Genomic DNA, 22974 nt, shown 5'->3' on the forward strand with positions numbered 1-22974 from the left:
GATTCCGCCGAAAGACTTTCCCCTACCGGCCGGGTGCATGGTCTCCTCGAATGTGAGGACCACCACCCGGCCGGTCGTCGTTTCCCACAGCGGTTGCTCCGCAGCCGTGTCCTGCAAGAGCAAAGGATCGTTTCGCATGCGCGATGCCGTGATCGTCGACGCCGTCCGTTCCCCCATCGGACGCCGCGGTGGTGCACTGTCCGAGCTCCACCCCGTCAACCTGTCCGCGCATGTGCTGACGGCACTGGCCGAGCGCACCGGCCTCGACCCCGCCACCGTCGACGACGTGCAGTGGGGTTGTGTGAGCCAGGTCGGCGACCAGGCCGGAATCGTCTCGCGCAGCGCCGTGTTCGCTGCCGGATGGCCGGTTACCGTGCCCGCCACCACCATCAACCGCGCGTGCGGGTCGAGCCAGCAGGCCGTGTCCTTCGCCGCCGCGACCGTCGTCTCCGGACAGAGCGACGTCGTGATCGCCGGTGGTGTCGAGTCCATGAGCCGCGTGCCTATGGGCAGCGCCGCCAAGGACGGGCAGCATTTCCCGCAGAACGTGCTCGACCGCTTCGGGGTCGCAGGCTTCGGGCAGGGCATCGGCGCCGAGATGATCGCCGAGAAGTGGGGCTTCTCCCGCACCCGGCTCGACGAGTACTCGCTGCGATCACACGAACTGTCCGCAGCTGCCACCGACGCGGGAGCCTTCACCGGGCAGATCGCCCCGGTCGGCGACTTCGCCACGGACGAGGGTATCCGCCGCGGCGGCAGCCTCGACTCGCTCGCGAAGCTGAAGACGGTCTTCAAGGAGGACGGGGTGATCCACGCCGGCAACTCCTCGCAGATCTCCGACGGTGCCGGTGCCCTGCTCATCACTACGAGCGAATACGCTGCGTCACAGGGCTGGAACCCGCTCGCCCGCATCCATACCGCCGTCGTCGCGGCCGACGACCCGGTCGTCATGCTCACCGGCCCGATCCCCGCGACCGCGAAGGCGCTGAAGCGTTCCGGGCTGTCCATCGACGACATCGGGGTCTTCGAGATCAACGAGGCCTTCGCGCCGGTGCCCCTCGCGTGGCAGGTCGAGACCGGAGCGAAGCCCGACCGCCTGAACCCGCTCGGCGGTGCGATCGGTGTCGGCCATCCGCTCGGTGGATCCGGTGCGATCCTCATGACCCGACTCGTCCACCACATGCGTGACAACGGCATCCGCTACGGCCTGCAGTCGATGTGCGAGGCCGGCGGCATGGCCAACGCCACCATTCTCGAACTGCTCTGATCCACCTCGTCATCCAGCCGCTACGAATCTCGAAGGAAGCACTATGGAACTCAAGGGTCTGTCCGTCGCCGTCACCGGTGGGGCGTCCGGTCTCGGTCTCGCCACCGCACGTCGTGTCCTGGCTGCCGGGGGCAACGTCACCCTGATCGACCTGCCGAGCTCGAACGGCGAGGAGGTCGCCCGGGAACTCGGCGACGGTACGGTCTTCGCTCCCGGCGACGTGACCGACCCGGAACAGTTCGCAGCGGCTCTCGACGTCGCGCACGAGCGCGGGGGTCTGCGCGGTGTGGTGCACTGCGCCGGTGCCGGTCGCAAGATGCGTGTCCTCGACAAGGAGGGCAAGGCCGGTTCGCTCGAGGACTTCGAATTCGTGATCCGCCTCAACCTCGTCGGTTCGTTCAACGCGTTGCGTCTCGGTGCCGAGCGGATGGCCGAACTCGACCTCATCGACGACGAGCGCGGTGCAGTGGTCATGACGGCCTCCGTCGCCGCTTTCGAGGGGCAGATCGGCCAGATCAACTACTCGGCGTCGAAGGCCGGCATCGTCGGCATGACGATCGTCGCCGCGCGCGATCTCGCGAGCAGGGGCATCCGCGTCAACACCATCGCACCGGGCATCATGGACACCCCGCTGCTCGCCCGTCTGCGCGACGACGTCCGCAAGTCGCTGGAGGCGACGGTGCCCAACCCGTCACGTCTGGGCAGCCCGGACGAGTTCGGCCGCCTCGCCACCAACATCCTCGAGAACGGCTACCTCAACGGCGAGACCATCCGTCTCGACGGCGCCATCCGTATGGCGCCGCGTTGAGCCGGAAGACTGTGGGTTCGGCTTCCGGCCCGGCGCAGCGCAGCCTGTCGTATCCGGCGACGACGATGGCGGTGTGGGCGCCGAGCCTCGCTGCCGTCTACGGCGACCGGCCGGCGGTGGTGGACGGCGACCGGATCCTCACCTACAACGACCTCGACGCCCGGTCGGCGCAGTTCGCCGGCGTGCTGCACGAGGCCGGGGTGCGGGCGCGCGATGTCGTTCTGCTGCACCTGGGCAACTGCGTCGAGTTCCACATCGCCTATTACGGCGCACTCCGGGTGGGGGCGGCGGTCACGCTGGTCAATCCGCTCCAGCCCGAGCCGGGTCTGCGCCGGCAGATCGAGGAGACCTCCGCGTCCGCGGTGGTCACCGGTGCCGAGCAACTCGGCATCCTGCTCCGGGCTGTGGAAGGAACCGGCGTCCGATCGATCTCCGTCGTCTCCGGCGAGGCGGTCACCGCACCGGGTGCCGTGCGTTTCGGCGATGCGCTGGAGCGGCGGCCTCCTACCTTCGAACCGGTCCTCACCGGACCCGACGATGTTGCGCACATCGCGTACACCGGTGGCACGACGGGTATTTCGAAGGGCGTACGGGTACTGCACCGCAACGTCGTCGGCAACGTCACGCAGATGTGTGCGTGGCGTGCCGGTCATCAACTGGTCGCCGACGTCGACGGACGTATCAGCCTCGACAAGATCGACGATCTCGAGATCGCGGGCGTCGTCCCGGGCGTCGGTTCGACGATCGTGGTGTCGCCGTTGTTCCACGCTCACGCGCTGATCAACACGTCTTTCCTGCTCGCATGCGGCCTGACCCAGGTCCTCGCGGGACGGTTCGAGCCGGGACGGATGCTCGAGCTGATCGAACGGTACGAGGCGAGCTATATCACCGGTAGCCCGGCGATGTGGCACGCGCTCGCCACACATCCGGACGTCGGGACCCGCGATCTGTCCACCGTGCGGGTCGTGTCGTCCGGTGCCGCGCCGATCGACCACGTGACCCTCGAGAATCTCGGGCGTGCGTTCCCCGAGGCACGCATCGCGGAGGGTTACGGGCTCACCGAGGGCACCTGTGTCGTCACGGCCATGCCGCTCGTCGTCGACTCCGAGTACCGCCTGGGCAGTGTGGGCCTACCCGTCTTCGACACCGAGATCGAGATCCGTTCGCAGATCGACCCGTCCGTCGTCCTCCCCGACGGCGAACGCGGCGAACTGTGGATTCGCGGACCGCAGGTCACCGACGGTTATCTCGGGCACCCGGAGATCACCGCGGAGCAGTATGTCGACGGCTGGCTCGCGACCGGCGACATCGCCTATCGCGATGCCGACGGCTTCCTCTACATCGCCGACCGCGCGAAGGACATGCTGATCTACAAGGGCTACAACGTCTATCCGCGTGAGCTCGAGGAGATCCTGGTGACGCACCCGAAGGTGTCCACCGCCGCCGTCGTCGGTCGTGAGGCGGGCCCGGTCGGTCAGGAACCGGTCGCCTTCGTCGTCCCGGTCGACGGTGAGGACCTCGAGGAGGACGAGCTGAAGGCGTTCGTCGCCGAACGTGTCCTGCCGTACAAGAAGATTCGCGAGGTCGTGATGGTCGACGCGCTGCCGACCTCGCCGGCGGGCAAGATCCTCAAGACGGATCTGCGGTCACGCCTGTCGGTTTCCTGACGCAGCACGGCGAAGCCCCCGGGTATCGAGGTACCGGGGGCTTCGCCGTGGGAAGGCGGACGTGGAACTCAGGAGTTCTTCTTCTGTTCCTGCTTGACGAGTCCGCCGCCGATGATCAGGCGCTGGATCTCGCTGGTGCCCTCGTACAGGCGCAGCAGTCGCACGTCGCGGTAGATGCGTTCGACCGGCACCTCCCGCATGTATCCGGTACCGCCGTGGATCTGCACCGCGAGATCGGCTACCTTGCCGACCATTTCGGTGCAGTACAGCTTCGCCACCGAGGGCGCGATCCGGCGATCGGTCTCCTCGACCCATGCCTTCGCGGCGTCGCGCACGAGTGCGCGGCCGGCCATCACACCGGTCTGCTGGTCGGCGATCATCGCCTGTACGAGCTGGAAGTTCCCGATCGGGGTGCCACCCTGGGTGGCGGTCGCGGCGTAGGCGACGGATTCGTCGAGGGCCCGCTGGGCCTGGCCGACCGACAGCGCGGCGATATGTACGCGACCACGGGCCAGGGAGATCATCGCGGCCTTGTAGCCGACATCCTCACTGCCGCCGACCAATGACGAAGCCGGGACGCGTACCTCGTCGAAGTGCACGTCGGCGGTCCAGGCACCTTCCTGGCCCATCTTCGCGTCCTTGTTTCCCACCCGGACACCCGGAGTGTCGGCGGGGACGAGGAAGACCGCGATGCCGGTCCCGTTCTCGTCTGCCGGACGGGTGCGGGCGAAGACGACGAACAGATTCGCCAGTGGGGCATTGGTGATGAAGCGCTTCTCGCCGGTGATCACCCAATCGTCGCCGTCGCGCACGGCCTTGGCACGCAGTCCCGAGGGGTTCGACCCGGCGCCCGGCTCGGTCAGGGCGAAGGATGCGACGACCTCGCCCGAGGCGATGCCTTCGAGCCACTGCTCCTTCTGCTCGTCGGTACCGAAGTTGACGAGAACCTGACCGGCGATGCCGTTGTTGGTGCCGAACATCGAGCGCAGCGACAGTGTCGTGTAGCCGAGCTCCATGGCGAGTTCGGCGTCCTGCTGCAGATTCAGGCCGAGCCCGCCCCACTGCTGCGGAATCGCGTAACCGAACAGGCCCATCTCCTTCGCGGCCGCGCGGATGTCCTCGGGGATCGCATTGGTGTCTGCGATCTCCTGCTCGCGCGGGACGACCACATTCCGGACGAACGCGCGGGTCTGGGCGAGGATCTCGCGGAAGTCGTCTTCGTCGACCTCGGGGGCAGGGATGGAGAGTGTCATGTACTCGAGTTTCGTATCGCCCACGTGAGGTGTCCAATACGAATGGCGCCATTCCCGTATAGGCATTCTCGATGGTTCGGAAGGGCGCTACCAGCACCGATCGCCGTTATATTCGACGACATCGACACATTCGGGGGCCGGTACGTGCCCCACCGAAAGGAATCTTGGATGTCTCTGCTGGAGAATCGCACTGCCGTCATCACCGGTGCCGCTCAGGGAATCGGTTTCGCCATTGCGCAGGAATTCGTCGCCGCCGGTGCCCGCGTGGTGATCGGCGACCTCGACCTCGACGCCGCGAACGCCGCCGCGGAGAAGCTCGGTGGCCGTGACGTCGCCCGCGCGGTGCGGGCGAACGTCGTCGAGTCCGACGATTGGGACACCCTGCTCGCCGAGGCCCTCGACGGTTTCGGTTCGCTCGACGTCGTCGTCAACAACGCGGGCATCACCCGCGACGCCACCATGCGCACGATGACGGAGGAGGACTTCGATCTGGTCATCGCGGTGCATCTGAAGGGAACCTGGCACGGCACCCGCAAGGCCGCCGCGATCATGCGTGAGGCCAAGCGCGGCGCGATCGTCAACATCTCGTCGCTGTCCGGCAAGGTCGGCATGGTCGGACAGACCAACTACTCGGCCGCGAAGGCCGGCATCGTCGGTCTGACCAAGGCTGCCGCGAAGGAGATGGCGCACCACGGTGTGCGGGTCAACGCGATCCAGCCCGGCCTGATCCGCTCGGCGATGACCGAGGCCATGCCGCAGAAGGCCTGGGATCAGAAGATGAACGAGATCCCGATGGGCCGGCCCGGTGAGGTCGGCGAGATCGCTTCCGTTGCTTTGTTCCTCGCCTCCGATATGTCCTCCTACATGACCGGCACCGTCCTCGAGGTCACCGGCGGCCGCTTCATGTGACGGTCGCTCCGTCACCCGGTTCTCCCGAAAGGTCATCATGCGCGAAGTAGTCGTCTGCGAGCCGGTCCGTACTCCGATCGGCCGCTACGGAGGAATGTTCAAGTCCCTCACTGCGGTCGATCTCGGTGTCGCAGCACTGAAGGGTCTGCTCGATCGCACCGGTGTTGCGCCCGAACAGGTTCAGGACGTCATCCTCGGCCATTGCAACGGCAACAGCGAGGCACCTGCGATCGGCCGGGTCGTCGCCCTCGACGCCGGACTGCCGGTCACCGTGCCGGGCATGCACATCGACCGTCGCTGCGGTTCGGGTCTGCAAGCCGTCATCCAGGCCGCCTTCCAGGTCGGCAACGGCGACCACGATCTCGTCGTCGCCGGGGGCACCGAGTCGATGAGCAACGCCGCGTTCTACTCGACCGACATCCGCTGGGGTGGCGCCCGCAGCGGAGTGCAGATGCACGACGGTCTCGTACGGGCGCGATCCACGGCCGGTGGACGCTTCTATCCCGTGCCCGGCGGCATGATCGAGACCGCCGAGAACCTGCGCGCCGAGTACGGCATCACTCGTCTCGAGCAGGACGAGCTCGCCGCGGAATCGCACGCCCGCGCCGTCGCCGCGCAGAAGAACGGCATCCTCGCCGAGGAGATCGTGCCGGTCACCGTCAGCAGCCGTAAGGGCGAGGAGGTCATCGACACCGACGAGCACCCGCGCGCCGACACGACCGTCGAGACGCTCTCGAAGCTCCGTCCGATCATGGGCAAGCAGGATCCCGACGCCACCGTCACCGCGGGCAACGCCAGCGGGCAGAACGACGCGGCGTCGATGGCGATCGTGACCACTGCCGAGAAGGCGTCCGAACTCGGTCTGACCCCGCTGGTGCGGATCGTCTCGTGGGGTCTCGCCGGTGTGCAGCCCAAGATCATGGGTATCGGTCCCGTACCTGCCACGGAGATCGCTCTGAACCGGGCCGGGATCACCCTCACCGACGTCGATCTCATCGAACTCAACGAGGCATTCGCCGCGCAGGCACTCGCGGTGACGCGGGAGTGGAAGTTCGGCAAGTCCGACTTCGAGCGCACGAACGTGCACGGTTCGGGCATCTCCCTCGGCCACCCGGTCGGCGCGACCGGCGGACGCATGCTCGCGAGCCTGGCCCGCGAACTGCACCGCCGCGAGGCCCGCTACGGTCTCGAGACGATGTGCATCGGCGGCGGGCAGGGGCTGGCCGCGGTCTTCGAACGCGTCTCCTGACAGCGCCACTCGTGACGGCGCGGAGGTCGTGTGCGTGTTTCCCACGAAGCCCGCACACGGCCTCCCCGTGGCGCTGCCCGCGGCCCTATCCGGTGCGGAGCAGGTAGAAGCGGAAGAATCCGACATCCTCGATGGGTAGAACGTCCACAGCGGTGAAACCCGCGTCGAGCGCGTAGCGCCGAAGCGTGGCGGGCCGCATGACCGTCCCTGTCGCGGCACTCGGTGTGTGGCTCATTCCGTCGGGAAGGCACACCGTGAGGCTGTAGCCGTACATGAGTCGTTCGAGGTCGTCGCCGGGAGCGGTGAAGGTCTCGGCGACCGCTTCGTCCATGACGATCATGAACCCGCCCGGTGTGAGCGAACGCCGTACCGCGGCCAGGACCTCGACCGGACGCGGCATGTCGTGGAGACACTCGAATGCGAAGGCCGCACGGAAGTGCCCTGCCGGGAGTTCGGATGCATCGCACCGGGTGAAGGTGACCCGTTGTGCCACATCGTCGTCGGTGCGGCTCTCGGTAGCGAGATTCGACCGGGCGAGAGCGACCGAGGGCGGGTCGATGTCGACACCGTGCACGTGGGATCCCGGATAGGTGCGCGCGAGCGTGATCGTGGACCATCCTCCGCCGCAACCGATATCGGCGATCCGTGCGCCGGGTTCGCCGAGCATCCGGTCGATCTCGGGTATCGAGCGCAGGGCGCCGGGTAGCGACTTCTCGAACAGGGGTCTGTTCGCATCGGCCTGGGATTCACGCACGTCACGGCCGAACCGGCTCCAGCTCACCCCACCGCCGTCGCGGTACGCCTCGAGCAGGCCGGGAAGTTGCATGGTGGCGCCGCAGATCATCCGGGCGAGCGGTGCGAGATAGGACAGGCTGTGGGGATCGGTGAGCACTTCGCGACCGGCGGGCGACAGGACGAAGCGGGGCGGATCGCCGTCCTCGACGCCCAGCAGGCCCGTCACGGCCTGCTGTTCGAGCCATTCGCGGGTGTAGCGCGGGTGGGTGCCGGTGCGTGCGGCCAGTTCGTCGGCGGCGGCGGGTCCGTCCTCGGCGAGGCTTCGATACCAGCCGAGACGGTCACCGAGCAGGATGGCGAGGGTGTCCATGCTGCCGAGCACGGAATCGAGGACGCGCTGCGCGAAGGCGTCCACGGAGTCGAGATCGGTGGGGGAGGTCGCCGAAGCGGACATACGGATCATCTCCCGACGCGGAAGCGGGTGTCGTACCCGTTCATCCTCGCGCCCCGCCGTCCGGATGTCACCGTCCCCCGGGAAGTCACCCCTTCGGCGCGATCTCCTCGGACGACCGCACGAAGTCGACGAACGCCCGGCCCGCCTTCGACAGCGAAGCCGGGTCGAACACCAGCCCGTACGACTGCGCGAAGGTCGGCTCGCACGGACGGACCACCGCCACGTCCTGCACCGACTCGGCGAGGGAACGCTCGACGAAGGATCCACCCAGACCTGCGAGCACCATCGGCAGCCGGGCCTCCCGATGGTCGGTGAGTACCGAGATGGGACGCCGGACCTCGGCGCGGCGTAGCGCGTGATCGATCGAATCGCTCACCGATCCCATACCTCGCGGTACGAAGACCATCGGGATGTCGGGCAGATCGGCCAACGGGAGAGGTCCGGGTGGGAGATCGGTACCGGGTGGATAGGCCAGCCAGTACTCCGTCTGGCCGAGTTCGATGATCTCGAGTCCCACCTCGTCCTCACGGGACAGATGGGTGACGACGAATTCGCAGTGACCGTCGTGGATGACCGAGGCCGTGGACTCCTCCGTCCGCAGATCACCGAGCCGCGCGGTGACCTTGGGGTGCCGGCGCCGGAATTCGGACACCAGATCGACGATCGGTCCGGTCGCGAGAGCGGGGAACACCATCAGGTCCAGCCGGCCGGTCACCTCGGTGGTGGACACGGTCAGCAACTCCTCGACCGCGTTCACATCGCGCAGGATCTGCCGGCTCGGACCGATGAGAGCCTTGCCCGCTGCTGTGAGCACCATGCCGCGCCCGATGCGATGGAACAGTTGTACGCCCAGCTCGCGTTCGAGACTGCGCAGCGCCTGGGAGACGGTGGGTTGTGCCACCCCGAGTTCGGCGGCGGCGCCGTTGATACCGTCGTTCTCCACGACGGCGAGGAAATACTCGACCTGCCGGAACTCCATGTGCTCACCCCTCCCAGGTGCTGGCCGTGGTGGTCGCGACGAAGGCCGCGGCCGCCGGGGAAGGGTCGCCGGGCCGCATCACCAGTCCGACGGGACGCAGGAACGGCGGGTCCAGCGAGCGGACCACCGCGCCGGGAATCTGCTTCTCGGCGACACGCCGCGGTACCACCGTGCCGGCCGTACCGCGTTCGACGAACTGCCACAGGGCGGCCTGGTTGGCGCAGTCGACCACGACATTCTGTTCCCCGAGCAGTTCACCGGTGCGCGCGGCGCTCGCGCGGGACCCGAGGTCGAGGACGAGCGGGAAATCGCGGACCTGCGCCCGTGTCACCGGGTCGGGGACATCGCTCGCGAGATCGGGGTGCAGGGCCAGCACCATCTCCTGCTCGAGCACCGGCACCGTGATCATGCCGGCGTGCTCGACCGACAGGTCGGTGATGCCGATCTCCGCTTCGCCGCGACGCAGGGCCGCATGCACCCCGGCCGGACCTTCGGCGTCGCTCACCCGCACCGTCAGTTTCGGGTAACGGCTGCGGAAGCGCTGGACGAACTCGATGACGGGGTGGATCGAGAACGTCGCGTAGGTCACGATCTCGACGCGGCCCGCTTCGAGATCGCGTACCGCCGCGACCTTCTGTTTCGCACGCTCGACGTCGGCGAGGATCCGGCGCGCCGCGACCTCGAGAGCCCGGCCGTCCTCGGTGAGCGTGAGCCGTCGTCCGGTGCGGTCGAACAGGGTCGTCCCCAGCCGGCGTTCGAGCGTGCGGATCGCCTGTGACAACGAGGGTTGCGAAATATAAAGAGCACGAGCTGCCTTCGTGATTCCACCGTGGTCGACGACAGCCACGAAGTAGGTCACGAGATGCAGGTCCACCCGGCTATCCTAGGCGACCGTGTGAATCGGGCCTCGGGGAACCTGCCGTGACCACCGGACGCGCGGCAGGACTACTCGCCCTTCCAGACCGGCGCTCGCTTCTCGGCGAACGCCCGAGCGCCCTCCTGTGCATCGGACGAGGCGAACACCGGATCGATGAACGCGCGCTGGGCGACGAAAGCATCGGGATCGGTGTAGGCGGCGGCCATGGAGACGACCTGCTTGGTCGCCCGCACCGCGAGCGGGCCGTTCGCTGCGACGCGAGCCGCGAGTTCCTGTGCCACCGCCAGTGCCTGGCCGGGTTCGGTGACACGGTTGACCAGTCCGTGTGCGTAGGCGACCTCGGCGGTGAGCGGATCGCCGGTGATGGCCATCTCCATCGCTACGGGATACGGCAGGATCTTCGGCAGGCGCAGGAGGCCGCCTGCGGCCGCTGCGAGTCCTCGCTTGACCTCGGGGATACCGAATTTCGCATCCCTGGACGCGACGATCAGGTCGGCGGCGAGTGCGAGCTCGCACCCTCCGGCCAGGGCCCAGCCCTCGACGGCGGCGATGAGCGGTTTGGTCGGCGGGGCCTCGGTGATGCCACCGAAACCGCGTCCCGGGATCGTCGGACGCTCACCGCGGGCAAATGCCTTGAGATCCATTCCGGCGCAGAATGTTCCACCGGAGCCCGTGAGAATGCCGATCGTCAGGTCGGGGCGTGCCTCGAACTCGTCGAGGGCGGCGGCCAGCGCTTTCGCGACCTCGAGGTTCACGGCGTTCTTGGCCTCGGGGCGGTTGAGGGTGAATACGGCCACGCCGTCGGCGAATTCGGTGAGAACAACGCTCATGTCAGTTTTCCTTCGTATCGATCGGAGGGGAGAGAGTCCAGCGGGCGGGAGTTCCACCGTCGGAGCGGATGTCGCCTCGGTCGGCGAGCACGATGAGGTGCGCCTGGGTTTCGCGGACCGCGAGTCGCTGCAACCGGGGTGACATCACGTCGATGGGCCGGGACCACGTCACGCGGGTCGTCACCTGCCATGCCGTCGACTCGGGTCGTGCCGCGATCGCGTCACGGATCTCACCGAGCCGGAGCTCGTGGTGATCCATCAGCTGGTGTGCCCGCTCGGTGATCCCACGGAAGCGGTACTCGTGGCCTGGGAGCACCTCGCAGTCGGGAAGTGACGTCGTCGCGTGCAGCGACAGCAGATATCGGTGCAGCGGGTCGGTCAGTTCACCGGGGCCGGAGGAGATGTTGGGGCTGATGCGCGGGAGCATGTGGTCGCCGCTGAACAGCAGTTCGCGGTCGCGGTCGACGAAGGCGAGGTGGCCGGGGGTATGCCCGGGTGTCCAGATCGCCTCGATGTTCCAGCCCGGAATGTCGAGCCGGTCTCCGTGTGCGAGAACGATGTCGGCGCTCTCTCCCGGCGGAAAGCGCACGAGTTCGAAGCGGGCCGCCTCCACGACTTCCGGGGGAGCTCCGAGTCCCGTCAGGTCGACGCGCCAGGCTTCCTTGTCGGCGGCGACGTCCTCGGCGGTGAAGTGCCCGAGAGCCGTTGCGTCGGCGGCATGCATCGCGATGACGGCGCCGGCGGTCTCCCTCAGCCGGGGCGCAAGACCGAAATGGTCGGGATGCAGATGGGTGACGGCGACGTAACGCGTCTCGGTGATGTGGTGGCCGGTGGACTCGACACCCGTGACCAGGGCATCCCACGACTCCTCGGTGTCCATACCCGGATCGATCAGGGCGACACCGTTGTCGAGCGCGAGCGCGTAGGACAGCACGTAACGCAGGGGATTGTCCGGCATCGGCACGGGTATCGACCACAGTCCCGGCCGGACCTCCTCGACGGGTGGCAGTGTCCGGGCTGCCCACGCCTCACGCTGGACCGTACCGATGTCCTCGGTGCGGATCATGACGTGGTTTCCTCCGGCGCCCGGGCGAACTCGTCGCGCAGTGTGCGCTTGAGGACCTTTCCGCTCGCGTTGCGGGGCAATTCGTCCACGAACCGGATGCGCTGCGGCTTCTTGTAGGACGCGAGGCGTTCGACCGTGAACCGGACGAGTTCGTCCTCGTCCGGCCGGGGCGCACCCGGAGCCAGTCGCACGACGGCGGTGACGGCCTCACCCCAGCGATCGTCGGGAACGCCGACGACGGCGACCTCGGCCACGGCGGGATGTTCGGCCAGGACGGATTCCACCTCGATCGGGTAGACGTTCTCACCACCGGTGATGATCATGTCCTTCACTCGGTCGGTGACGAACAGATAGCCGTCCTCGTCGAGGTGTCCGGCGTCGCCGGTGCGCAGGAAACCGTCCGCGGTGAACAGGGCGGCGTTCTCCGCGTCGCGTCGCCAGTATCCGGACGTGTTGTTCCGCGATCGGCACACGATCTCCCCGGTCTCGCCGACGGGAAGCGGTTCGCCCGTGGCGATGTCGCGGATCTGCACGTCGACACCCGGAAGCGGGGTTCCGGCCGAACGCAGCAGGTACGAACGTGGCCCGTGCGGGTCGTGGTCGTGGGCGCGCAGGGCCGTGAGGGCACCCATCGTCTCGGTCATGCCGTAACGCTGCACGAAGCGGCAGCCGAGGCGGTCCATGGCCCGGGCGAGCTGGGTGGGCGTGATGGGGGACGCACCGTAGGCGACGAGATGCAGACTCGACAGGTCGTGGTCCGCCAGTCCGGGCATCTCCACCAGCATGCCGATCGCGGACGGAACGAGGAAGGCATGGGTGATGCCGTACCGGGAGATCGCGGCGGCCACCGGTTCCGGGCGCATCTCCCCGAGCAGCACCAGGTGCACGCCGGCCGACAGGGTCGTGCTCATCCATCCGACACCGGCGATGTGGAACAGGGGCAGTGCGTCGAGAGCGACGGAATCGTCGGTGAACTCGTAGAGCGCGAAGTTCCGGGGTTCGTTGAAGATGTTGTGATGCGTGGCCACAACACCTTTGGGACGCCCGGTCGTACCGGATGTATAGAGTTGCAGGACCTCGGCCTGCGGGTCGTCGCCGAATCCGGGGTCGGCGCCGTCACCGGAGGCGACGAAGTCCTCCCACGAGCGCGCGCCGGGAATCGTGGAGGCATCGCCCACCACGACGATCTGCACATCGGGCAGTACCTCGGCGGCTGCGCACGCGGACGCCGCGAACTCGTCCTCGACGATCAGAGCATCGAGCCGGGCATCGTCGGCGATGTCGGCGATCTCGTCGGGACGCAGGCGCCAGTTCAGGGGCGTGAACACGAGCCCTGCCTTGGCGCAGCCGACGAACGTGGCCGCACCGGGCAGACCCATACGCAGGAGCGCCCCGATCCGGCGGGACCCGGCGGGCACCGTCGTGAGCGCCGACGCGACCCGGTCGGTGAGGGCGTCGAACTCGGAGAAGGTGAGAGTCGTGCCGCCGGAGCTGACCGCCGCGCGATCCGGATGTTCTGTTGCCAGCTGCCGAATTCGGTTGGGAAGGTGCAACTCGCTCACATCACGCTCCTGATCGACACGGACACCGTGGACGTACCGTCCACGCCGGTCCAGTCGATCACGACGGTGACTGCGGCCACAAAGACCTGCCGCCGCACGAAACGTTAGGGCAAACCTATGAGCGCGGATCCGACACGGGGTGTGTGCCGGGCTCGGACCCGGCACACACCCCTGTGGTCGATCAGCCGATCTCGAGTTCGCCCATGCGCGACCACTCGGTACCGGGGATCTCCGTGTTGAGGATGCGCGGTGTCTCGATGAGCGCCGGCCGCATCGCGTCGAGTCCGTTACGGAAGTGGTCGGACTTCACGTGTTCGGCACCGGCGTCCCCGTCCCTGAATGCCTCGACGAGAACGAACTCGGACGGGTCGTCCACGCTGCGGGACCAGTCGAACCACAGGTTTCCCGGCTCGTTGCGAGTTGCCTCGGTGAACTCCGCGGTCGTCTCGAGCCAGCTGTCCTGGTACTCGGGACGCACCCTGAAGCGGACCACGATGAAGATCATCTTGCCTCCGGTCAGTAGATGTTCGAGGGGCGGATCATGCCTTCGGCGAGGTCGCCGAAACCGGGCGCGGGAATCGCCCCGGGGTTACCCACCACCTCCTCGACCACGGCGGTCTCGGTGGTGATGAGCAGGGCCGCGATCGATGCCGCACTCTCGAAGGCAGCCCGGGTCACCTTGAACGGATCGATCACGCCTTCGTCGAACATATCGCCGTACTCCCCGGTGAGGGCGTTGAATCCGTGACCGAGCGGCAACCCCTCGACGACCCGGACGACGTGATCACCGTCGAAGCCGGCGTTGATCGCGATGCGGCGCAGGGGCTCGGCGAGCGCTCGGCGTACGACATCCCGTCCCACCGCTTCGTCTCCGGGCAGGTCGAGATCGGCGAGTGCCCGATGTGCCTGCCCGAGCGCGGTGCCGCCCCCGGCGACCACGCCCTCTTCGAGCGCGGCGCGGGTGGCTGCGAGCGCGTCCTCGACCCGCAGCATCCTCTCCTTGAGTTCGACACTGGTGGCGCCCCCGACCTTGATGACGGCGACACTGCCGGTCAGGCGTGCGAGCCGCAGCTGCAGTGCGTCCTGGTCGGCGTCGATGCGGGCCCGGCCGAGTTGTGTCTCGAGTTGCGTGATGCGGGCCTGCACGAGTCTCGGGTCACCGTGGCCACCCACGATGGTGGTGTCGTTCTCGGTCACCGTGACGCGATCGCACGACCCGAGATGTTCGCGCGTGACCTCCGACAGTTCGATACCGGTGTCCTTGGCGACGACGTGCCCGCCGAGCGCCACCGCGAGATCCTCGAGTTCGGCGACCCGCCGGTGCCCGAAACCCGGGGCGCGTACGACGACGGACTGCATCGTCTTGTGCATGTTGCCGCCGACGAGCAGGTGCAGAGCCGGTCCGTCGACGTCCTCGGCCAGCACCACCAGTGGCCGGTCCGCACGTTTGGCCGCCTCGATGCTCGGCATGATGTCCTGGACCTGGCTGATCTTCTTGTTGGTGAGCAGCACCAGGGGGTTCTCGTGGACCGATTCCATGCGCTCGGGGTCGGTGATCATGTACCCCGAGATGTAGCCGTGGTCGAACTCGATACCGTCGACGACGTCGACGGACATTCCGAGTGTGTCGGATTCTTCGGTGGTGACGATGCCGGAGCGTCCGACGTGGGCGACCGCCTCGGCGATGACCTCGCCGATCGCGTCGTCGTCGCTGGCGGCGAGCGTGGCGATGCGAGCGAGGTCGCGGCGGTCCCGGATCTGCACCGAGTGGGTGCGGACCGCATCGACGACGACGGGGACCGTACGCTCGATGCCGCGCCGCACACGCATCGGATTGGCGCCCGCCTCCACGGCCCGGAGCCCTTCCCGGACCATCGCCTGCGCGAGCACGGTCGCGGTGGTGGTGCCGTCGCCCACCGTCCCGTTGGTCTTCATGGCGACTTCCTTGACCAGCTGTGCCCCCATGTTGGCGAAGGGATCGCGCAGCTGGATCTCCCGGGCGATCGTGACACCGTCGTTCGTGATGGTGGGAGGACCGGTCAGCTTCTCCAGCACGGCATTTCGCCCCTTCGGCCCGAGTGTCACCTTGACGGCGTCGGCGAGCGCGTTGACGCCGTATTCGAGCAGCGTGCGGGCTTCCTGCTCGAACCTCAGATCCTTGGCCATGACGGGATGTCCTTTCGTCGGTGATGCGGTTCAGGATCCGGGGACGAGAATCGCGCGGCCGCGTACGTGACCGGCGTCGAGATCGTCGATGGCCTGCTGGAACCGGTCGAGCGGATATTTCGTGGTGTGAAGCCTGACCTTGCCCTGCGCGGCGAGGATCATCAGATCCTGCAGGTCGTTGTAGGAGCCGACGAGATTGCCGATGATGTTGATCTCCGTCGAGATGATGTCGATGGTGGGTATGTCGAGGTTCTCGCCGTAGCCGACGACGTAGTAGTTCCCGGCGCGCCTCAGCATCGCCACGCCTTCCCGCGTGGCGCCGCCTTCACCCACGAAGTCGACGACGGCCTCGGCGCCGTGGCCACCGGTGAGGTCGAGGACCTGCTGCACGTGTGTACCGTCCGCGACGATCGCGTGGTCGGCGCCGATCTCGGCTGCGAGCGCCACCGCGTCCGGATTGCGGTCGATCACGACGAGCGTGGCCGCCGAGATCGCCTTCAGCACCTGGATGCCGATGTGCCCGAGACCTCCGGCGCCGATCATGACGCACACGTCCCCGGGGCGAAGCAGCTTCGCGGCCTTGGCGACTGCGTGATAGGCCGTCAGTCCGGCGTCCGCGAGCGCAGCGACGTCGGCGGGTTCGAGCGAGTCGTCGATCCGTACGACGCTGCGTGCGGTGGTGCGCAGATATTCCGCGTAACCGCCGTTGGTGTCGATACCGGGGAAGGCACTGTTCTCGCAGTGGACGTCGTCGCCGGAGCGGCACGCGCGGCACTGACCGCACGTGATGAGCGGATGCAGGATCACCTTGTCGCCCACCGCGACGTTCGTGACCGCATCGCCCACCGCATGCACCCAGCCGGCGTTCTCGTGGCCGATCGTGTACGGCAGTTCCACGCCGCTCTTCTCCGCCCATTGTCCTTCGAGGATGTGGATGTCGGTGCGGCACACGCCCGCTCCACCGATGCGGACGATCACGTCGAGCGGGCCCTCGACCTTCGGTTCCGGGATCTCGGTGAGCTGGAGCTTCGTGTGGTAGCCCACGACCTGCACGGCCTTCATGACACCCTCCTGACGGGGACGGACGAAGTTGATCGGATGTCGACGATCCGCGGGACCTCCGCCCCGTCGTCGTCGGAATAGCGGGTGGCGAGCAGGCCCCGGCAGAAGTGGGAATTGCCTTCCATGGAGATGCGCACGGACTTCGCGAACCGCAGTCGCATCGGAATGTTCTCGGCAGGAATGGTTCTGCCCTCGTCGTCGACGAACACACGACCGGCCGGGCACAACGTCAGGCCGAGGGCCAGGCGCCTCCGGAGCAGAGCGGACCGGTATCGGCCCGGTGGAATGTCGCTCAGGGTGAGCGTGCCGATGTCGTCGACGGTCAGAGAGGTCTCACGCAGCAGTGCCTCGATGCAGCGTTCGAGTGCGGCCAGGTGCGCCTTGCGGAGGAAGGTGCGCCGCAGGTCGTCGAGACTGTCCACGGCTTCGACCCCGAAGGTGCCCTGATATCCCGCCTTCGCCGCGAGTCCACTGTTGATCTTGTGGCTGTCGTGGTGATCGTCGAGCAGGATCCGGATCCGTCCGATCCCTTCGACCGTTTCGAGTACGTCCTGGGCGTCCGACGCCATCAGGTAGGCGAAGTTGGGTGAGCAGAATGCGGTGGGAAGGCGCAGGTGCACGGTGACGCCGTCGTCGTCGAGGACCACCGAGCGGACGAACCCGAGATCGGTGATGGGTTCGTCCAGTTCGGGATCGACGACCTCCGACAACGCCCGCAGGACGTCGCCGGAGGTCACGGCCTCGGCAGTCATGAGGACACCGCTTCCTGTGCCCCTGCAGCGACCTCGACCCCCTCCTGCCCGGCCGGCTCGGGAAGCCGCAATTCGGCCGGCACGTCGATGTCGTAGAGCGCAGCCGCATTGAGGCCCAGGATCTTCTTCTTCTGCTCGATCGTCAGCGGTGCGTACTCCGTCATGTCCTCGGGGATCTGGAAGTCGACGAACTTCTCGATCAGCCACCGCGGCGTCCACAGGGCGTAGTCGCTCGAGAAGAGGATCTTGTCCTCCCCGATCCAGTACATCAGCTCACCGATGATCTGCGCGAAATACCTCGGCCGGGTGTGGATGAACGGAATCGCCACGGCCAGGCCGCCGTAGACGTTCGACTCCTGTGTCGCGATCCAGCAGAAGTCCTCGAGGCGGGGCAGGCCCACGTGCTCGACGACGAACCGCAGATCGGTGTAGTCGGTCGCCACCTTGTCGACATCGGCGACGTCGAATGCGTCACGATCCAGCGGGCGGATGGTGGGGCCCTTGTGGACGTGGATGTTCTCGATCCCCAACTCGATGCACTCTTCGAGGTAGCGCCGCGACCACGGATCGTCGAGCTTGTATCCCCGGGAGTCGCCGAACCATTCGGCCGTGTAGAGCTTGACGCCCTGCAGATTCATGCTTTCGGCGTCGCGTCGCAGCTGCTCGAGGCCGGCCTCCCCGTTCCGGGGGTCGTAGGCATGGTTGTAGGTGAGCTTCCCGGGATGCTTGCGGGTGAGTGCGAGACACTCCTCCGTCTGACCGAAACCGCTCTTGTAGAACTCGCTCAGCAGCGTCGCCTGGAAGATGGCGTGGTCGACATATCCGTCGGTGAACAGATCCTTCATGAACCTCTCGCTGCCGTAGTAGGCGTAGGTGTCGAAGTCCCACACCTCCTCCTGCGGACTGAGGTTCTTGTGGTAGTCGTAGAAGCAGTCGATGAACTGCTGCCCGTGGATGTTCTTCAGGTTGGAGGGACGCGCGTCCCAGATGTGCACGTGAGCATCGACGATGAAATAGTTCTCGCCGTCCTTGGTGTACATGCCGTCCTCGATTCCTATGGCGCGGTGAGGTCGAAACCGATGTACTCGGCGGCGTCCTCGGGGCTGGCGAACAACATGGTCTTGTCGTCGAGATGCACCATGCGTCCGTAATGCGTCGAGCTGATCTCCTCGAAGACGGAACCGTCGAACTCGCTGCCGAGTGCCTCGGTGAGCTCGTCGTAGTCGAACTCGAGCAGTTTCGTGCCGTCGACGCGGATCATGGAGGGATACTCCGTCAGTTCCACCCCGTCCTTGGCGCCCATGACGTCGGCGACGACCCGCCCGATCGGAGTGTTCATGAGGGTCACTCCGCACTTGTTGGAGAACTCGGTGGAGGATCCGAAATTCATGCTCACTGGTCCAGCTCCTTCGGTGCTTCCAGTCCGATCTCCTCGAGCAGGGACCGGAACTTCGACTGGGCGGATTCGAGACTCGAGGCGAAGGTGACCGCCTTGTCGGACGGCTGTGACCAGATCGGCTGCAGCGACCGTGCCGCATCGATGCAGCGTGGCACCCACGTGCTCATCCAGGTGGAGAACAATTTCCTGTTGGAATCCCCGAATTCTTCGTCACGAGTGAGCATCCGGTACAGCGACCGGGTGTAGGCGAGATCGCGGTCGTAGTCGTGTTCGCCGGTGCCGACGATCGTCGGGGTGATGTAGTCGCCGTTGCGTGCGGCGATCTGCATGATCAGTTCGGTCCGGAACAGCGATCCGACCAGCTGCTCGAAGATGATGTTGGTCGCGAACAGAAGTTCACACCAGTCGCCGACCGCGGTCAGTCGTTCGACCACCTCACGGGTGGCTTGCCATTCGGGGGCGGACTGCCAGACCTCCTTGTGCACCGAGCCGTCGAACGGCACACCGGACTCGGCGAGATCGAGGTTGAACAGTGCGAGATCCTGTGCGAACCGCAATTTGTGCGCCGCGTCGACCGCGACCGCGGTGTTGATCATGTTGGTCGGGCCGGACCGTTGGATCGAGGTGAACACGTGCAGGCCGAGGCCGTTCTCGGCGTGCATCCACGCCCCGAGGTTCCGGGCGATGAACGCGAGCCAGGTGGGATTCCAGGCCTCGTAGGCGTGCGCCCGTTTCGCATTCTTCAGGCACAGGTCCACCTGCCGGACGACTGCAGCATTGTTGCGGTAGATCGACTGGTCCCATTCCTCGTTGGGATCCCGGAACTGGTGCCAGTCCGATGATTTCGCGGCCGTCCATTCCTTCGGGTAGCCGCCGGGCCCGTTACCGAAGCCGTAGATCCAGCCCTGACTCAGGTACCGATCCGGATCGGGCTGCACATCGACGGTGACGTCCTCGTAGGTCGTCGCCCGCAGCTTCGCCGGCGTGTAGTAGTTGTAGGTGCGGCTCTTCGAACTCGGGAACTCCAGGGCGCCTGCCTCGGCATCGGTGAATTCGATGCGGGGGAAACTGCGCCGATGGGGCTCTGCAGTGGCGGTCATCTGCGGATTCTCCTGTCACTGGGGCGAAACGGGCGCTTCGATCACTCGAAGGTCGGGCTGGTGAACTTGTCGTAGAAGATCTGGTCCTTCGGGACGCCTCTGCTGTCGAGCAGGTCCAAGGTCGCGTCGACCATCGGGGGCGGACCGCACAGATACGTCTCGCACCGGTGCAGTTCGTTCTCGTGGGCGCCCACGACGTCCGGGACCATGCCCGTCTCCACCCCGGTGAGACCGTCGGGAAGGGAGTGCGCGCTCTCCGACAAGCATGGCACGAAGGCGAAGTCCCGTAACGTCTTCGAGAATTCTCGTATCTCGTCGAGGTAGAACAGATCCGCGGCGGTGCGGGCGCCGTAGTAGAAGCGGACCGGCCGGGGATCACCGGTCTCGCTCATGTGCCGCAGCAACGACAGGATGGGCGCCATCCCCGCCCCTCCGCCGATGCAGACGATGGGCAGTACGTGACCCTCCTTGAGCGTCGAGGATCCGTAGGGCCCGGTCAGGTCCAGTTCGTCGCCGATCGTCAGCCCGTCGTCGAGCAGGCCCGAGAAAACACCGCCGGGATACTTCTTGATGAGGAACTGGACGTGATCGGAGGTCGCCGGGGCGGTCGCCATGGAGAACGATCGGTGGTCGTCCGTTCCGGGAATCGTGATGTCGGCGTACTGACCGGCCTTGAACTCGAAGTTCTCGGGATCGACCGGCCGGACGACGAGGGAGACGATGTCCCGGGTCACCGGATCGATCGAGACCACCCGGGCGCGCACCTGCCGGATGGGTACACCGCCGAGGAGTTCGTCCTCGTCGAAGTTGAGCAGTTCGATCGTGCAGTCGCTGAACGAGTGTGAGCGGCAGAGGAGTACGTACCCCTCCTCGACCTCCGCGTCGTTGCACGCGAAGGTCGAATAGCGATCCATCTGGATCTCCCCGTCGAGAACGTAGGACTTGCAGGCCGAGCATTGCCCCTCCCGGCATCCGTGCATCAGGTGGATGCCCTGCCGGAAGGCCGCGTCGAGGATCTTCTCGTCCTCGGCGACGTCCATCTCGATGTCGACGGGTTCGAAGTGGATGCGGTGGGTGTCGGCCACGGGAGCCTCCTGTGCTTCGGGTAGGGGATCCGGCCGGCGCGAATACAGGGGACGAGATCGCGCCGGCCGGTCCGGGGATGTGTCAGAGTGGTGTGGCGCCGGCGCGGTACTCCGCGACATGCGCCTCCCGTTCCGCATCCGACATCTGGTTCAGCAGCACGTTCGGGCTCTGGAAGGTGTTGCCCCGCACGTCGTCCAGGGTCCACATCTTCTTCGGATCCAGGTCGAGGTGAGGCTGCCCGACGAGGGTCCTGCCGTCGTCGCGGACGTAACCGAGATCCTGGACGATGTCGGCGAGATCCTTGTCGTGGTGCAGTGTCTCCCATTCACGGAAGCCGGTGAGCCGGCCCATGTTCGGGGTCTCCCGTCCTTGGTACTCACCGCGGAAGGCGACGGCGTCGGTCCAGTAGCACGGCTCCGAGCAGTAGGTGCGCCACTGGTCGTCGACCTTCTCGACCACCATGTCCTCGCGGACGAGGCACGGCACCATGCAGGTCCAGCACCGGTGGGGATACTGGTATCCGACATCCTCGAAGGCGATCGGCTTGTTCCGTCCGGGATGGGCGAGCCGGTTGTAGTTCTCCCACCATGTGCCGAACTTCGAGTACCAGCCGGGATACTTCTCCTCGAACCACTCGAAGTCGGCATCGGTCATCGCGTCGATCCGCCAGTAGTTGACCGGCCAGCCGGTCGCGAAGAAGCGGGCCACCTCGTGCACGTAGCTCTTCTCGGTGATGCGTTTCCAGGCTTCCTCGACGAGATCGTGCGGGATGGTCAGCCCGTACTTCTCGAGCGGCAACAGGTAGCTGCGGTAGTAGTCGTCGTAGATCCACCGCCGCCACATCTCCGCGTAGGATTCGCGGTCCTTCCGGCGGTCCTTCGTCCCGTACTCGATGAAGGTGCCGATCGCGGCGTCGACGACGCAGTGGTTGTTCCACCAGGCGTAACGCAGGTCGCGCTCGAGGAGCGGACGGTTGCGTTCGTCGGCGAGAGCCATCAGCAGGATCGAGTAGCCGTTCGAGATGTGCCGGGATTCGTCCGACTGCACCGAGTGGAACACGGTGGGCAGCAGGTAGTCGCCGTTCGCGGCGGCCTCGTCGGGCATGGCGACGAAAAGAGTGTTGGTGAAGGCGGTTTCCGCGACGACCGTCAGGTAGATGTTCGCCGCCGTGATCGCATCGCCGGTGATGAAGCCTTCACCGAACTGGCGGCCGATGGTGCCCGCGTAGTTGTTCGCGAAGGCCTTCTCCGTGATGTCGAAGCCGGCCGGATCGATGTAGTTGTTCATGTACAGCTTCTTGAGGTTCATCTGGATCGTGGAGTGACGAACCTCGTCGATCATCTGCACCGCGAGCCCGTTGTGGATCTCGGGATTGGGCACTGCGTCGATCGCCATGGGCATGGCGCGCGCCGCCGAGATCTCGGGGAAGGGGATGATCGACAGGAACAGCTTCTGCCATTCGAGCCAGCGTTGCTGAACCTGACGGAACATGTTGCCGCGGATCGCGCCGTCCATCGCGCCGTAGACGCGGTTGTCCTTCTCCTCCTCCATGGGGAAGTACGACCGCATGATCTGCTTGAGGGGATCCTTCTTCGGTGCCTTCTCGAATGTGTAGTCGGTGCCGAAGCGCGTCGCGGGGGTCGCGAATGTGGGCTCCCACGACAGCTCGGTGATCTTCGCGTGCGCCTTGGTGAGGCTCTGCCTGCTCAATGTGTGCCTCCTGGATCGGGAGCCGGGCGGTGCCGGCCGTCGG

Annotated in this window: 21 protein-coding genes; 5 read left to right on the forward strand and 16 right to left on the reverse strand. The window is 66.5% G+C overall.

Going from position 1 to position 22974, the window contains the following annotated elements:
• The first annotated feature begins 136 nt into the window (after positions 1–136).
• The 3 genes from MOM01_RS02055 (at position 137) to MOM01_RS02065 (ending at position 3742) form a co-directional block, all read left to right on the forward strand.
• Positions 137–1267 carry a thiolase family protein gene (locus tag MOM01_RS02055; RefSeq protein WP_241383714.1) on the forward strand — a complete coding sequence of 377 codons (1131 nt, stop codon included), beginning with the start codon at positions 137–139 and terminating at the stop codon, positions 1265–1267.
• A gap of 43 nt (positions 1268–1310) precedes the next feature.
• Entirely contained in the window at positions 1311–2075 is a 765-nt protein-coding gene (locus MOM01_RS02060) for an SDR family NAD(P)-dependent oxidoreductase (protein ID WP_241383715.1), read from the forward strand.
• A gap of 65 nt (positions 2076–2140) precedes the next feature.
• The gene (locus MOM01_RS02065) at positions 2141–3742 is read left to right on the forward strand and encodes a class I adenylate-forming enzyme family protein (protein ID WP_241384036.1); all 1602 of its coding nucleotides are present in this window, start codon (positions 2141–2143) and stop codon (positions 3740–3742) included.
• 68 nt (positions 3743–3810) lie between these two features.
• On the opposite strand, the gene MOM01_RS02070 is transcribed toward MOM01_RS02065, so the two are convergent.
• Positions 3811–4995: an acyl-CoA dehydrogenase family protein gene (locus MOM01_RS02070; protein WP_241383716.1), complete on the reverse strand. Its 1185-nt coding sequence runs from the start codon at positions 4993–4995 to the stop codon at positions 3811–3813.
• Positions 4996–5163: 168 nt separating this feature from the next.
• On the opposite strand from MOM01_RS02070, the gene fabG reads away from it, so the two are divergent.
• The gene (gene fabG, locus MOM01_RS02075) at positions 5164–5904 is read left to right on the forward strand and encodes a 3-oxoacyl-ACP reductase FabG (protein WP_241383717.1); all 741 of its coding nucleotides are present in this window, start codon (positions 5164–5166) and stop codon (positions 5902–5904) included.
• Positions 5905–5941: 37 nt separating this feature from the next.
• Positions 5942–7153: an acetyl-CoA C-acetyltransferase gene (locus MOM01_RS02080; protein ID WP_241383718.1), complete on the forward strand. Its 1212-nt coding sequence runs from the start codon at positions 5942–5944 to the stop codon at positions 7151–7153.
• 85 nt (positions 7154–7238) lie between these two features.
• Here MOM01_RS02080 and MOM01_RS02085 read toward each other — a convergent pair whose 3' ends face one another.
• The 15 genes from MOM01_RS02085 to MOM01_RS02155 all read right to left on the reverse strand — a co-directional run bounded on the left by MOM01_RS02085 (position 7239) and on the right by MOM01_RS02155 (position 22931).
• Positions 7239–8351: a class I SAM-dependent methyltransferase gene (locus tag MOM01_RS02085; RefSeq protein ID WP_241383719.1), complete on the reverse strand. Its 1113-nt coding sequence runs from the start codon at positions 8349–8351 to the stop codon at positions 7239–7241.
• A 76-nt stretch (positions 8352–8427) separates the two neighbouring features.
• On the reverse strand, positions 8428–9321 hold the full coding sequence (locus MOM01_RS02090; protein WP_241383720.1) for a LysR family transcriptional regulator: 894 nt from the start codon (positions 9319–9321) through the stop codon (positions 8428–8430).
• 4 nt (positions 9322–9325) lie between these two features.
• On the reverse strand, positions 9326–10195 hold the full coding sequence (locus MOM01_RS02095) for a LysR family transcriptional regulator (RefSeq protein ID WP_241383721.1): 870 nt from the start codon (positions 10193–10195) through the stop codon (positions 9326–9328).
• 71 nt (positions 10196–10266) lie between these two features.
• Positions 10267–11028, reverse strand: a complete 762-nt coding sequence (locus MOM01_RS02100; RefSeq protein WP_241383722.1) for a crotonase/enoyl-CoA hydratase family protein — start codon at positions 11026–11028, stop codon at positions 10267–10269.
• Position 11029: 1 nt separating this feature from the next.
• Positions 11030–12094 carry an MBL fold metallo-hydrolase gene (locus MOM01_RS02105; RefSeq protein ID WP_241383723.1) on the reverse strand — a complete coding sequence of 355 codons (1065 nt, stop codon included), beginning with the start codon at positions 12092–12094 and terminating at the stop codon, positions 11030–11032.
• Positions 12091–13656: an AMP-binding protein gene (locus tag MOM01_RS02110; RefSeq protein WP_241383724.1), complete on the reverse strand. Its 1566-nt coding sequence runs from the start codon at positions 13654–13656 to the stop codon at positions 12091–12093. Before MOM01_RS02110 ends, MOM01_RS02105 begins: the two co-directional genes overlap by 4 nt.
• 181 nt (positions 13657–13837) lie before the next feature.
• On the reverse strand, positions 13838–14161 hold the full coding sequence (locus tag MOM01_RS02115) for a putative quinol monooxygenase (protein ID WP_241383725.1): 324 nt from the start codon (positions 14159–14161) through the stop codon (positions 13838–13840).
• Between the two features lie 11 nt (positions 14162–14172).
• Positions 14173–15822, reverse strand: a complete 1650-nt coding sequence (gene groL, locus MOM01_RS02120) for a chaperonin GroEL (protein WP_241383726.1) — start codon at positions 15820–15822, stop codon at positions 14173–14175.
• Positions 15823–15852: 30 nt separating this feature from the next.
• Positions 15853–16884, reverse strand: a complete 1032-nt coding sequence (locus MOM01_RS02125; RefSeq protein ID WP_241383727.1) for an NAD(P)-dependent alcohol dehydrogenase — start codon at positions 16882–16884, stop codon at positions 15853–15855.
• On the reverse strand, positions 16881–17636 hold the full coding sequence (locus tag MOM01_RS02130) for an iron-sulfur cluster assembly protein (RefSeq protein ID WP_241383728.1): 756 nt from the start codon (positions 17634–17636) through the stop codon (positions 16881–16883). The genes MOM01_RS02125 and MOM01_RS02130 overlap by 4 nt, the downstream gene beginning before the upstream one ends.
• A complete protein-coding gene (locus tag MOM01_RS02135) occupies positions 17633–18676 on the reverse strand; it encodes an amidohydrolase family protein (RefSeq protein WP_241383729.1) in 1044 nt (347 codons plus the stop codon). The genes MOM01_RS02130 and MOM01_RS02135 overlap by 4 nt, the downstream gene beginning before the upstream one ends.
• A gap of 14 nt (positions 18677–18690) precedes the next feature.
• The gene (gene mimD / locus MOM01_RS02140) at positions 18691–19032 is read right to left on the reverse strand and encodes a propane 2-monooxygenase effector subunit MimD (protein ID WP_241383730.1); all 342 of its coding nucleotides are present in this window, start codon (positions 19030–19032) and stop codon (positions 18691–18693) included.
• A complete protein-coding gene (locus MOM01_RS02145) occupies positions 19029–20135 on the reverse strand; it encodes an aromatic/alkene monooxygenase hydroxylase subunit beta (RefSeq protein WP_241383731.1) in 1107 nt (368 codons plus the stop codon). Before MOM01_RS02145 ends, mimD begins: the two co-directional genes overlap by 4 nt.
• Before the next feature lie 41 nt (positions 20136–20176).
• Positions 20177–21220: a 2Fe-2S iron-sulfur cluster-binding protein gene (locus MOM01_RS02150; protein WP_241383732.1), complete on the reverse strand. Its 1044-nt coding sequence runs from the start codon at positions 21218–21220 to the stop codon at positions 20177–20179.
• Between the two features lie 82 nt (positions 21221–21302).
• Positions 21303–22931, reverse strand: a complete 1629-nt coding sequence (locus MOM01_RS02155) for a methane monooxygenase (RefSeq protein WP_241383733.1) — start codon at positions 22929–22931, stop codon at positions 21303–21305.
• Between the last annotated feature and the right edge of the window lie 43 nt (positions 22932–22974).

The sequence above is a fragment of the Rhodococcus sp. CH91 genome, assembly GCF_022554085.1.
Lineage (GTDB): Bacteria > Actinomycetota > Actinomycetes > Mycobacteriales > Mycobacteriaceae > Rhodococcus.

Coding starts and splice junctions, on each gene's coding strand:
- MOM01_RS02055 (WP_241383714.1), top strand. CDS start 137: ATGCGCGATGCCGTGATCGTCGACGCCGTCCGTTCCCCCATCGGACGC.
- MOM01_RS02060 (WP_241383715.1), top strand. CDS start 1,311: ATGGAACTCAAGGGTCTGTCCGTCGCCGTCACCGGTGGGGCGTCCGGT.
- MOM01_RS02065 (WP_241384036.1), top strand. CDS start 2,141: ATGGCGGTGTGGGCGCCGAGCCTCGCTGCCGTCTACGGCGACCGGCCG.
- MOM01_RS02070 (WP_241383716.1), bottom strand. CDS start 4,995: ATGACACTCTCCATCCCTGCCCCCGAGGTCGACGAAGACGACTTCCGC.
- fabG (WP_241383717.1), top strand. CDS start 5,164: ATGTCTCTGCTGGAGAATCGCACTGCCGTCATCACCGGTGCCGCTCAG.
- MOM01_RS02080 (WP_241383718.1), top strand. CDS start 5,942: ATGCGCGAAGTAGTCGTCTGCGAGCCGGTCCGTACTCCGATCGGCCGC.
- MOM01_RS02085 (WP_241383719.1), bottom strand. CDS start 8,351: ATGATCCGTATGTCCGCTTCGGCGACCTCCCCCACCGATCTCGACTCC.
- MOM01_RS02090 (WP_241383720.1), bottom strand. CDS start 9,321: ATGGAGTTCCGGCAGGTCGAGTATTTCCTCGCCGTCGTGGAGAACGAC.
- MOM01_RS02100 (WP_241383722.1), bottom strand. CDS start 11,028: ATGAGCGTTGTTCTCACCGAATTCGCCGACGGCGTGGCCGTATTCACC.
- MOM01_RS02105 (WP_241383723.1), bottom strand. CDS start 12,094: ATGATCCGCACCGAGGACATCGGTACGGTCCAGCGTGAGGCGTGGGCA.
- MOM01_RS02115 (WP_241383725.1), bottom strand. CDS start 14,161: ATGATCTTCATCGTGGTCCGCTTCAGGGTGCGTCCCGAGTACCAGGAC.
- groL (WP_241383726.1), bottom strand. CDS start 15,822: ATGGCCAAGGATCTGAGGTTCGAGCAGGAAGCCCGCACGCTGCTCGAA.
- MOM01_RS02125 (WP_241383727.1), bottom strand. CDS start 16,884: ATGAAGGCCGTGCAGGTCGTGGGCTACCACACGAAGCTCCAGCTCACC.
- MOM01_RS02130 (WP_241383728.1), bottom strand. CDS start 17,636: ATGACTGCCGAGGCCGTGACCTCCGGCGACGTCCTGCGGGCGTTGTCG.
- MOM01_RS02135 (WP_241383729.1), bottom strand. CDS start 18,676: ATGTACACCAAGGACGGCGAGAACTATTTCATCGTCGATGCTCACGTG.
- MOM01_RS02145 (WP_241383731.1), bottom strand. CDS start 20,135: ATGACCGCCACTGCAGAGCCCCATCGGCGCAGTTTCCCCCGCATCGAA.